The 12,498-nt window shown below is 34.4% G+C and carries 10 protein-coding genes; 3 read left to right on the forward strand and 7 right to left on the reverse strand.

What is annotated here, in order from left to right; genetic code table 11:
* Window positions 1-46: 46 nt before the first annotated feature.
* From atpA to FA045_RS06175, 7 genes are all read right to left on the reverse strand, one after another.
* Window positions 47-1,618, reverse strand: a complete 1,572-nt coding sequence (atpA, locus tag FA045_RS06145) for a F0F1 ATP synthase subunit alpha (protein WP_136875569.1) — start codon at window positions 1,616-1,618, stop codon at window positions 47-49.
* A 168-nt stretch (window positions 1,619-1,786) separates the two neighbouring features.
* Window positions 1,787-2,332 carry an ATP synthase F1 subunit delta gene (atpH, locus tag FA045_RS06150; protein ID WP_136875571.1) on the reverse strand — a complete coding sequence of 182 codons (546 nt, stop codon included), beginning with the start codon at window positions 2,330-2,332 and terminating at the stop codon, window positions 1,787-1,789.
* Window positions 2,333-2,432: 100 nt separating this feature from the next.
* Window positions 2,433-2,927, reverse strand: coding sequence for a F0F1 ATP synthase subunit B (gene atpF / locus FA045_RS06155; protein WP_136875573.1), 495 nt, complete (start codon window positions 2,925-2,927; stop codon window positions 2,433-2,435).
* 82 nt (window positions 2,928-3,009) lie between these two features.
* Entirely contained in the window at window positions 3,010-3,210 is a 201-nt protein-coding gene (gene atpE, locus FA045_RS06160) for an ATP synthase F0 subunit C (protein ID WP_136876209.1), read from the reverse strand.
* Window positions 3,211-3,251: 41 nt separating this feature from the next.
* The gene (atpB, locus tag FA045_RS06165; RefSeq protein ID WP_136875574.1) at window positions 3,252-4,385 is read right to left on the reverse strand and encodes a F0F1 ATP synthase subunit A; all 1,134 of its coding nucleotides are present in this window, start codon (window positions 4,383-4,385) and stop codon (window positions 3,252-3,254) included.
* A gap of 17 nt (window positions 4,386-4,402) precedes the next feature.
* Window positions 4,403-4,789, reverse strand: a complete 387-nt coding sequence (locus FA045_RS06170) for a hypothetical protein (RefSeq protein WP_136875576.1) — start codon at window positions 4,787-4,789, stop codon at window positions 4,403-4,405.
* Window positions 4,790-4,997: 208 nt separating this feature from the next.
* Window positions 4,998-5,225, reverse strand: a complete 228-nt coding sequence (locus FA045_RS06175) for an AtpZ/AtpI family protein (RefSeq protein ID WP_136875578.1) — start codon at window positions 5,223-5,225, stop codon at window positions 4,998-5,000.
* A gap of 161 nt (window positions 5,226-5,386) precedes the next feature.
* Between FA045_RS06175 and porW the strand changes: the two genes are divergently transcribed.
* Genes porW through uvrC form a run of 3 tightly spaced genes read left to right on the forward strand, consistent with a single transcriptional unit; the run spans window position 5,387 to window position 12,229 of the window.
* Window positions 5,387-8,155, forward strand: coding sequence for a type IX secretion system periplasmic lipoprotein PorW/SprE (porW, locus tag FA045_RS06180; protein WP_136876211.1), 2,769 nt, complete (start codon window positions 5,387-5,389; stop codon window positions 8,153-8,155).
* Window positions 8,156-8,160: 5 nt separating this feature from the next.
* Window positions 8,161-10,389: a transglycosylase domain-containing protein gene (locus tag FA045_RS06185; protein ID WP_136875580.1), complete on the forward strand. Its 2,229-nt coding sequence runs from the start codon at window positions 8,161-8,163 to the stop codon at window positions 10,387-10,389.
* A gap of 25 nt (window positions 10,390-10,414) precedes the next feature.
* Window positions 10,415-12,229, forward strand: a complete 1,815-nt coding sequence (gene uvrC, locus FA045_RS06190; protein WP_136875582.1) for an excinuclease ABC subunit UvrC — start codon at window positions 10,415-10,417, stop codon at window positions 12,227-12,229.
* Window positions 12,230-12,498: the final 269 nt, after the last annotated feature.

Here is a 12,498-nt window from a genome sequence, read left to right on the forward strand (position 1 = left end):
GAATAAGTACCTTCTCAATTCTCATATCTAACTTCTCATATCTCAGTTAGTATTTACTTGAAATCTCTTTTGCTACTCTTTCTAACACTTCAACAGCATCATCTAACTTACCAGCTTTTAAAGAAGCCAATGTTTCTGGATGACGTTGTTCTAATGCTAATAAAAACTCAGCTTCAAATTCTTTTACCTTGTTTACAGGTACAGAACGCATTAAGTTTTTAGTACCTAAATAGATAATTGCAACTTGTTTTTCTACTGTAAATGGAGAGAACTGTGCTTGCTTCAACATCTCTACGTTACGAGCACCTTTATCTAAAACAGATTTTGTAGCTGCATCTAAATCAGAACCGAATTTAGAGAAAGCCTCTAGCTCACGGTATTGAGCCTGATCTAACTTTAAAGTACCAGCTACTTTTTTCATTGATTTGATTTGAGCATTACCACCCACACGAGATACCGAAATACCTACGTTAATAGCCGGACGAATACCAGAGTTAAACAAGTTAGACTCTAAGAAAATCTGACCATCAGTAATCGAAATTACGTTAGTTGGAATGTATGCAGAAACGTCACCAGCTTGAGTTTCGATAATTGGCAAAGCAGTTAATGAACCACCACCTTTAACAATACCTTTTAATGATTCTGGTAAATCGTTCATCGCTTGTGCAATCTCATCGTTAGAGTTGATTTTTGCAGCACGCTCTAACAAACGACTGTGTAAGTAAAACACGTCACCTGGATAAGCCTCACGACCTGGAGGACGACGCAATAACAATGAAACCTCGCGGTAAGCAACAGCTTGTTTAGACAAATCATCATAAACAATTAAAGCTGGGCGACCAGTATCACGGAAGAACTCACCAATTGCAGCACCAGCAAATGGAGCATAAAACTGCAATGGAGCAGGTTCAGCTGCAGAAGCAGCAACAACAACAGTATAAGCCATTGCACCGTTTTCTTCTAAAGTACGTACAACGTTTGCAACTGTACTTGCTTTTTGACCACAAGCTACATATATACAGAATACAGGGTTACCTGCTTCGTAAAATTCTTTTTGATTGATGATAGTATCGATACAAACAGCAGTTTTACCAATCTGACGATCGCCAATAACCAACTCACGTTGACCACGACCAATTGGAATCATACCATCGATAGCTTTAATACCAGTTTGTAAAGGCTCAGTAACCGGCTGACGATAAATTACACCTGGTGCTTTACGCTCCAAAGGCATTTCGTAAGTTTGTCCTAAGATTGGTCCTTTACCGTCGATAGGCTCGCCAAGTGTGTTTACAACACGACCTAACATACCTTCACCAACTTTAATAGAGGCAATTTTTTTAGTACGTTTAATCGTATCACCTTCTTTAATCTCGTCAGATGGGCCTAATAAAACCACACCTACGTTATCTTCTTCAAGGTTTAATACAATTCCTTGCAATCCGTTAGCAAACTCAACTAACTCGCCACTTTGAACTTTAGTTAAGCCGTAAACACGAGCAATACCATCACCCACTTGTAATACGGTACCAACTTCTTCCAATTCAGCTTCCGATTTAAAGCCTGACAATTGTTGTCTGATAATTGCCGAAACTTCGTCTGGTCTTACCTCTACCATAATTTTTATTTTGATTTCTTTTTGAAAATTTAAATCTTGTACTCTTTTGTTATTGTTGTCCCGCTATTCGCTTTACTTCGGGTAACCACAAGGGTTACCGCTACGTGCTCGCTGCTATCGGGTTTATATTTTTGCGTTTAGTAGTGCTTCGGTAGCTTTTAATAGCAATTAGGCAATACCTTGCGCAAATTCTTTCTTTAATTTATTCAATCCACTAGCAATACTCGCATCAAATTGTTTATCGCCAACTTTTAAAATAAACCCGCCAATTAATTTCTCGTCAACTTTTTCTTTAACGATCACTTCATTAGCCCCAATTTCCTTTTTAACTAATTCAACAATTTCAGCTTTGCTAGCTTCGGTTAATGCAATTGCAGATGTTACTTCAGCAGTAACAATACCTTTAATTGAATTGTATTGTGCAATAAATTGTTTAGCAGTATCAAACAAGATTGCAGAACGACCTTTATTTACCACTAACTTTAAAAAGCTATTGGTAATTTGATGAACTTTACTACCAAAAACATCCTTTAAAATCCCTGATTTTTTATCTAAAGGAACAATTGGATTTTTTAAAATAGCTTCTAACTCACTGTTATCATCAACCACTTGTTCAAAAAACACCATATCGTTTTTAATCTCCTCCAAAGCATTTTGCTCTGTAGAAAGGTCAATTAACGATTTTGCGTATCTAGCTCCTGCTTTACTTGACATATTTTTTTTTTTGAGATTTGAGATTTGAGATTTGAGATTTGAGAAATACTTCTCCATCTATGCCAGTCTCATATCTCACATCTAGTGTCTCAAATCTAACTTAGTTTAATTCAACATTCTTTAACAAGCTTGCAACCAAATCTTGTTGTTTTGCTTTATCATCTAACTGGCTACGTAAAACACGTTCAGCAATATCTAAAGATAAAGCAGAAACTTGTCCTTTTAATTCTGCCAACGCTGCTTTCTTTTGATTTTCGATCTCGATACGAGCTTTCTCAATCAATTTAGCACCTTCAGTTTGTGCAGAAGTTTTAGCTTCATTAACAATGCTATCCTTAAGAATTTTAGCTTCTTTTAAGATCTCATCACGCTCAGCACGAGCTTGTTTCATTAACTCTTCGTTTTGAGAAGTTAAACGAGCCATTTCTTGTTTTGCTAATTCTGCTTTGTTTAAAGCATCATCAATTGAGTTCTCACGCTCTTTGATGGCAGCCAAAACAGGCTTCCAAGCAAACTTGGTTAAAACAAACATCAACAATAAAAAAGCTATTGTTTGAAATACAACTAAACCAACTTCAGGTATTAATAAATCCATTTCTGTATATATTATAATTTTTTGTTTTCATTTCATTAATAAATACGTTGCAAAACAATCTTTTGCAACGTATTTAATTTAGTTACACTAATGCAACTACAACAGCGAATAACGCAACAGCCTCAACGAAGGCAGCAGCGATTAACATCGCAGTTTGAATTTTTGAGGCAGCTTCTGGTTGACGAGCAATACCGTCCATAGCAGAACCACCAATACGACCGATACCTAGACCAGCGCCAATCGCAGCTAATCCTGCACCTACTGCAGCAATACTTCCTGTAATCATGATTTTATATATTAATTGTTGTTAAAAAAATATTCTAATTAGTGGTGTTCTTCTACTGCCATACCTATAAACAAGGCAGATAAAATGGTAAATATAAATGCTTGAATAAAGGCAACCATTAATTCAATCGCACCGATAAACATTGCGAAAGGAATAGATGCTGCAGTAACCCAGTAGCTATTAAATACAAAGATTAAACAGATTAGCGCAAGCACTAAAATGTGACCAGCGGTAATGTTTGCGAACAAACGAATCATTAACGCAATTGGTTTAGTAAAAATACCAATTAACTCTAAAGGCATTAAAAAGATTTTCATCGGAACTGGTACACCTGGCATCCAGAAAATATGACCCCAATAGTGTTTGTTACCGTTAAAAACAGTGATCAAGAAAGTCATTGTAGCCAACACCATTGTTACCGCAATGTTACCCGTTAAGTTGGCACCACCTGGTAAAAAAGGAACCAAGCCCAACATATTGTTAAACCAGATAAAGAAAAATACAGTTAACAAGTATGGCATAAAACGCTCATGTTTGTGACCTAGATTAGGCTTTGCAATATCATCACGTACAAAAAGAATAACTGGCTCTAACCAAGATTGTAAACCTTTTGGTGATTTACCTTTACGTTTTTTATAGCTATTTGCAACACTTAAAAACACAACTAACAATACTACTACAGAAAGCAATAATGTACAAGTGTTTTTAGTTAATGAAAAATCTAAAGGTCTAGCATTTTTAGCATGGTGTTTTTCATCTAAATCTACATACTGGCCATGCTCATTTGCAGCAGCCGATGCGAAATAAATTTTTTCATGCATTTTAACGAAACGTTGTCCGTCTTTTTCTACTACAACTTTAGCATCATTGTCATGATGAAAATCATTGTCGTTAAAAGTTACAACTTTATTGTTAGCGAATAAAATAATAGGCAAACCAATATGGGTATCGCCAATTACATGCCAACTATGAGAATCGGCAATGTGATGCAAAGCAAATTTACCAATCTCAAACTTCTTTTTTTCTGTGGTTTCACCAGGCCCAACTTCAGCTTTATGAGTAGTATCAACTTGGGCGTTTGCACCAAGAGAAACCATCAAAAACGCCGAAAAAAGCGTAAAAACAACAATTAACCTTCTAAACTTAAACTCAAAAACGTGGCTACAATCCATTTACTCGCAGATTTTTACTATTTATTTTGGTGGCGCAAGTTACGTAACAAACCGTAAATTTCAAAGAAGGTGAACAATAAATATAAAGAAAAAAAATTAAACACAAAAACTAGGTCTTTTCCTTTGTTATTTAAGCTGTAAATCAGCACGAAAGCCATTGAGAAAAGCATCTTAATAGCAATTGAAGCCATAATGGCTAAAACACCTGTTTCTGGATTACGTTTAATGCCCAAAAATGCCAAGATATAAGCCAAAAAAGTTAATCCGCCGAGAAAACCAAAAACCAGCCAAAAGTTATTTGCTAATAGTTTAACCGTTGGAAAAAGATAAGGTAATGCGATGGCTATGCCTGCTAATAGTGCAGTATATAACAAATAAGATAAAATGAACTTTGGTAAACTCAAAATTTGTATTTTTTTTACAAAGGTAAATAATTAATTGAGCTTGGTAGGGCAATATGCTATTTTGCCATTTTGTACTGCCTTTGTAAAATAAACCTTATTGAAGCGAAAAGCTACCGCGAGCGTGGCTCTTGTATGGGTGCGGTACTTGTAGCGCAAAGAAGGGCAAATTTTGCCAAAAGCTACACACACACATTTTCTACAAATTTTTCTACTTTTCTTTATTTAAAGATCTAATTACAGAAAATAAAGAAACCACAACGCCAACTAAACCCAAAATTGCTGTAAAAATCATTTTCGAGCCAGCTCTATTTTCGTCAATTTTATAGCCAATAAAGCTAAAAACACCTATTGTTGCCAGCATTTGAAAGGCTATACCAGAATATTTTGCAAAATTGGTTGCCTTATTTTTGTTTTGATTGTTTTGGAGTTCGGCCATTTAAATTAAGGTAAGATTAAAATTATAGCTAAATATTGAGATTTTATTGGCGAATAAAATATTTTTGCATACATTTTGTTATATTGTAGGTAATACACAACTCTAATTTTTTGAACAAATTACTCAAACTTAGCATCCAAATTTTAACTGCTTGCGTTTGCATGGCTTTTTTTTATAGCTGTTCTACGCAAAAAGATAATGCCACCAACCGTGGTTTGCAAAATCTTTCTGCACGTTATAACTACATTTACAATTCAAATGTTTTATTAGATACTTATCAGGAAAATCTTTCGCAAACGCATAAAGACAATTATGATAACTTTTTAGCTGTTTATATTGCCCCTGAAGCAATTGATTACTCGAGCACAGCTCTTGCAAATAGCGATAGTAAAGATTTAGGTGAAATTACCCAAAAGGCACAAACCATTGTTGCCGAAAAAGGATTAAGTAATTATGTTGATGATGCGTATATACTTTTAGGGAAAACTAATTTTTATAGAGGTAACTTTTTTACTGCTGTGGAATATTTTGATTACACTGCCAGAGCTTACAAAAAAGATAATAATGTTTTTTTAAATGGTTTAAATTGGAAAGCTAGAAGTTTAATGCAATTAAATAATCCTGAGGCTGCATTAAAAGTGCTGGATTCGGTGATCTTTATTTTAGATTCTGTTAAAAAAGATAAAGCAGAACCATTAGCTACATTGGCTCAAATGAGCATTAATCAATTAGATTATAAAAAGGCGATTTTTTATTTAGAGGAAGCCACTAAAGAAAGTAATAAAATACATAGCAGAACCAGGTGGCCTTTTATTTTGGCCCAATTATATGAGCATGAAAAGGAATATGATGCCAGTTTAAAATATTATACCAAGGTTGAGAACAGTAACGCTCCTTTTCAAATGTATTTTAATGCTAAGCTGAGCAAAATCAGGATTTATGATTTTTTAAATGATCAATCGTCTGACAGAAAAACAGCTTTATTGAAATTGCTAAAGGATGATAAGAACCTAGATTATACCGATCAGATTTATTACGAGGTTGCTGAGGATTATTTGGGCGATAAAGATTATAGCAAAGCCGAAGAATATTATAAGCTATCTATCAATAAAAGTTTAATTAACCCTTACCAAAAAGGGATTTCTTATTTAAAGTTGGCCGATTTATATTTTAAAGATTTGGGTAATTATGTAAATGCAAAACTTTATTATGATAGTGCTGCCACAACTTTACCAAAGAACTATAAGGGTTATGAAAGTATTGTTAAAAAAGCTCAGAACTTAGAATATTTAACAAAACGTTATCAAATAATTGCCATGCAAGATTCGTTGCAACTTTTTGCTAAGATGCCACAACAGGCCCGAGAAAAAGCCTTAGATGAATTATTTGAACCTAAAAAGGAAGAAGTTGTTGCTGATAAGAAGGCTAATAATGGCAAACTTTCAGTAGATAGATTAAATAGTTCTAACAAGCAAAATAACGGCAAATTTTACTTTAGCAATACTTCTGCAGTTAGTAATGGTTTCTCTGATTTTAGAAAAAGATGGGGAAATAGAGTTTTAGAAGATAATTGGCGCCAAAGTTTAAAATCATCAGCACAAGTTAATAAAGAAACACAAAATGCCGCAATTGGCAATTTACCAGCTACCGCAATTGAAAATACGGCTAGCATTAGCAAGGAAGAACAGATAAAAGCATATACTTTATTATTTCCTTTAAGTGCAGAGCGAATGGTAAAATCTGATCAGCAGATTATTGATGCTTATTATGAAATTGCTAGCTTTTATCAGCAAGTATTAGAAGATGAAGCCGAAGCAACTAAGGTTTACGAAATTTTGTTAGCACGATACCCTCAAAATAATCATTTAGATGCGATTTATTATTCTTTATATTTAGATTACGCTAAAACTAATAAAGCAAAATCTGAAAGTTATAAAAATATGGTTTTGGCTAAATTTCCAAGTTCGGTTTATGCAAAAACGATTTTAGACCCGAATTTTTCGGCTAAGCAAAATGCTTTAGATTTAGAGGTAAATAAAATCTATAATGTAGTTTTTGAGGATTATGAGCAAAAGCAATTCCCACAAGTAATAAATGGGGTTAATGAAGTTAATCAACGTTTTCCTGGCAATAGTTTACAAGCTCAATATGAGTATCTTAAAGCAATTTCGATTGGTAGAACTCAACATGTTGATAGCTTAATTATCGCTTTCGAAAAAATTATAGCTGCTAACCCTAATGATGCTTTAATTACTCCTCTAGTTAAAGACCACTTGGTTTATATAAATGAAAATTTAGCAAGTTATAAATCAAGACCAATTGCTTTAATTGATTTTGATGGTGCTGAACCACGATTTGTAAAACCTAAAGAAATAATTGTTGTTGCTGCTAAACCAACGATAAAAGCAGATCCTGTAAAGGTACTGGTTGAGCAAGAGCCTAAAAAAGTTTTGCCAGAAAAAGTTATTGAAGTAATAGCACCACCCGTAACTCTGCCTGCAATAACAAAGCAAGCAGATACGTTAGCTGCTACTAAAAGCACTGTAACTGTTGCTAAGCCTATAGATAATTTATTTAGCAAAGCTGAATCTAATACTTATTTCTACGTTGTTGCCGTTAGTGATGTTACCGTTAGCGTAAGTTCATCGAGATTTGGGGTTGGCCAATTTAACAGAGGAAATTTCTCTGGAACAGGATTAAAGCACCAGTTACAAGAATTAGATGAAGACCAATTGATTTACGTAGGAGATTTTGGCAGCGTAATTGATGTTAAAGGCTATAGTGAAGGGATTACACCTCAACTATCTCGTATCATGAAAGTTCCAGCAGCTAAATACACAGGTTTTTACATCAGTAAAGAAAACTTTGAAAAAATAAAAAATAGAGAAACATTAAATAAGTACATTGAGTTTTTCAGAAACAATTTTTAATAAAAATGAGCAAATCTACATCCCTTACAACAGAAGATATCAAGAAATATAACCGCAGGCTTTGGAAATTGCTGATTGGTGGAATGGTGTTTTTTGCCATATTTATTGTACTGATTGGCTTTGGCATTTTCGGGGAAATCCCTTCGTTTAGAGCAATTGAGCATCCAAAAAGTAATGAAGCTACAGAGGTTTTATCTGAAGACGGAAAAATTTTAGGCACTTACTTTGTTAAAAATAGATCGAATGTAAATTACAGTCAGTTATCTCCTAATGTTGTAAATGCATTAATTGCTACAGAAGATATCAGATTTCGCTCGCACTCTGGTATAGATTTTAAAAGAACATTCACCATTTTCGCCTATGCTTTAATGGGCAAAAAACAAGGCGGCAGCACCATAACACAGCAGCTGGCTTTAAACTTGTTTTCTGAAGAAGGAAGACAAAAAAACTACTTAAAAAGAATTATCCAAAAATTTCAGGAATGGGTAATTGCGGTAAAACTTGAGCGTAATTACACAAAAGAAGAAATCATTACCATGTATTTAAACACGGTAGATTTTGGCAACCAAGCTTTCGGTATTAAATCTGCTGCTAGAGTTTATTTTAATACTACTCCCGATAAATTAACCATACCGCAAGCAGCAGTTTTGGTGGGTATACAAAGAGGTGTAACTAGGTATTCTCCAACCAAAAACCCAGAGCGTTCACAAACAAGAAGAAATACAGTAATGGCGTTAATGGTTCAAGAAAACTACATGACGCAGCAAGAGTTTGATTTAGCCAAAGATAAACCGCTTAACTTACAATTTAGAGCTGCCACCAATTACGAGGGTATTGCTCCGTATTTTAGAGCGGTATTAAAATCGGAGGTAAGAAAAATTTTAGAAGAAAGATCTATCACTAAAAATGGAATTCCTTACGATTTAGATAGAGATGGCTTAAAAATTACCACCACCATTAATTACGATATGCAGGTTTATGCAGAGCAAGCGCAAAAAGAATACATGAAAGTGCTACAAGCTCAATTTACCAGAAGTTGGAAAGGAAGAAATCCGTTTAAAGGAATGGAAATGCAGATTGAGCAAGGTGTAAAAAGATCTGATCGCTATAAAGCACTCAAATCTGAAGGTAAAACAGACGATGAAATTACTGAAGATTTTAATACCCCTAGTAAATTGACCATTTTTACTTGGAAAGGTAACATCGATACTTTAATGAAACCTATTGATTCGGTAAAATATTATAAGCTATTATTGCGCAATGCGATGATGGCTATGGATCCTAAAACCGGTCATATTAAAGCATGGGTTGGTGGTATCAATTTCGAACATTTTAAATACGATCAGGTTAAGATGGGTATGCGCCAAGTAGGTTCTACTGCTAAACCTTTTACTTACACCGTTGCTATAGAAAATGGCATGTCGCCTTGTTTAACTGTTCCAAATGTTCCAGTTACCATTTCAAATCCTGGTAGTCCCGATTGGACACCACGTTCTTCAGGAACCTTACCTGGCTCAATTACCTTACAAAAAGCGTTAGCTTATTCTCAAAATTACATAGCTGCATATTTAATGCAGCAAGTTGGGGCTACAGCAGTTGCCAATGAGATTAAAAAAATGGGCATCACCTCTGATGTTCCAGTTGTACCTTCCATCGCATTAGGCTCTTTTGATGCTTCAATTTTTGACATGGTGGGTGCTTACGGAATTTTCGCCAATAAAGGCGCTTGGACACAACCTACATACATCTTAAAAATTGAAGACAAGAATGGAGTAGTTTTATATGATAGCAAACCTGTTATTAAAGTAGTTTTAAACGAAGAAGTTGCTTATGTAATGACACGTATGTTACGTGGTGTGGTAACTGGTGGCACTGGTTACCGCTTAATAGGTAAATATGGCATTACAGCGCCAACTGGCGGAAAAACAGGAACAACGCAGAATAACTCTGATGGTTGGTTTATGTCGATAACGCCTGATTTAGTGGCTGGTGTTTGGACAGGTTGTGAGGATAGAGCATTTCACTTTACGAGTACTAGGGACGGTGAAGGAGCCAATTCTGCTTTACCCATTTATGCTGGGTTTATGAAAAGAGTTTATGCTAATCCGAATTTAAAAATAAGCAAAGCTGATTTTGAACCACCAGCAGGAGGTGTATCAATTGTGTACGACTGCAACCAATATTTTGCACCAGAACAAACCACACCAGAGCTTGATAAAAAATTAGGTTTCTAAATTATCCTACATCCCTATTTATTAAATGAGTGCTTTCGATTATAAAAAGGCATTGGCCGATATTCCTCATAAACCTGGTGTTTACCAATATTACGATGCCGATGATGTGCTAATTTATATTGGTAAAGCCAAAGATTTGCGCAATCGTGTAGGTTCTTACTTTAATCAGGAAAACAATCAGTTTAATGGCAAAACTCGTGTACTTGTTTCAAAAATAAGGCGCATAAGTTTTACAATTGTTGATACTGAAATTGATGCTTGGCTTTTAGAAAATAGCTTAATAAAAAAGCATCAGCCTCGCTATAACATTATGCTTAAAGATGATAAAACCTATCCATGGATTATCATTAAAAAAGAACAGTTTCCGCGTATTTATTGGACCAGAAAATACATTAAGGATGGCTCAACCTATTTTGGCCCTTATGCCTCTGTTGGCATGATGCACACTATTTTAGATTTAATTAAAGAAACTTATACCTTAAGAACTTGCAATCTGCCACTAACTCCACAAAACATAAACGAAGGAAAGTTTAAAGTTTGTTTAGAATATCAAATTGGCAATTGCAAAGGTCCGTGCCAAAATTACCAAAGCAAAGCTGATTACGACCAAAATATTGAAGAGATTAAAGATATTTTAAACGGCAAAATTGGCAATGTAATTAAAACAGTAAAACAGGTAGTTAAAACCGCTTCAGAAGATTTAAATTTTGAATTGGCACATGCTTATCAAAAAAAATTAGGTGTTTTAGAAAAGTACCAAAGTAAATCTACCGTTGTAAATAGCGCCATAACTAATATCGATGTGGTTAGTATTGCTTCTGATGAAAGGTATGCTTTTGTAAATTACCTAAAAGTGATGAACGGAAGTATCATCCAAACGCAAACTATAGAAATTAAAAAGCGTTTAGATGAAAGTGATGAAGAACTTTTAACCATCGCAATTACCGAGTTTAGAACAAAGTTTAAAAGCACATCTAGGGAAATCGTTGTCCCGTTTAATGTTTCTTTAGATGATGAAAACTTAAAACTGATTGTTCCAAAGTTGGGAGAAAAGAAAAAGCTTTTAGAATTATCGCAAAAAAATGTGTTGTTTTTTAAACGGGAAAAGCTAAATCAATACGAAAAGTTAAATCCAGATTTAAGAACAGATCGCATTTTAACACAAATGCAAAAGGATTTAAGGTTAACACAATTGCCACATCATATCGAATGTTTTGATAACTCTAACTTTCAAGGTAAATATCCAGTATCTGCAATTGTAGTTTTTAAGGATGCCAAACCGAGCAAAAAAGATTATCGCCATTTTAATGTGAAAACGGTTGAAGGCCCAAATGATTTTGCCACGATGGAAGAGGCCGTTTATAGGCGATATAAGAGAATGTTAGATGAAGAGGGAACATTGCCTCAACTCATCATCATTGATGGTGGTAAAGGTCAATTATCATCAGCAGTGAGTAGTTTAAAAAAATTAGGTATTGCAAACAGAGTAACCATTATCGGTATTGCTAAAAGATTAGAAGAATTATATTATCCTGGCGACAGTTTACCTTTGTATTTAGATAAGAAATCTGAGACTTTAAAAATCATTCAGCAGTTGCGAGATGAAGCACACCGCTTTGGCATAACCTTTCACCGCAAAAAAAGAGATCAGGGAACTTTAAAAACTGAATTAGAATTAATACCCGGAATAGGTAAAACCACTGCCGACAGGCTGTTGGTTAAGTTTAAATCTGTTAAAAAGATTAAAGAAGCTAGTGAAAAAGATTTAAGCGAGGTGTTAAATAAAAAACAGATGCAAACGCTGAACAGCTTTTTTAATGAGCAAAAAGAGAATGTATAAAGTTATAGAGTTGGTTTATATCTCGTAATTGCGTTTCAAAATAATTTCATTAAAATCTTTCTAAAGTCTAAAATTGCTTTATCCTGAGAATAGTTCTATATAAACTTTTGTCATTCCGAGCTTGCTAATATTAATATTATTTTAGATTAATTTTAGGCCGTTTGTAATGAGTTACGTCACCCTGAATTTATTTCAGGGTCAGTTTTACTTAACAGATGCTGAAATAAATTCAGCATGACGTGTCGGATAAGGATAGAAGCCCAAAAATG

The sequence above is a fragment of the Pedobacter cryotolerans genome (assembly GCF_005116475.1).
Classification (GTDB): Bacteria; Bacteroidota; Bacteroidia; order Sphingobacteriales; family Sphingobacteriaceae; genus Pedobacter; species Pedobacter cryotolerans.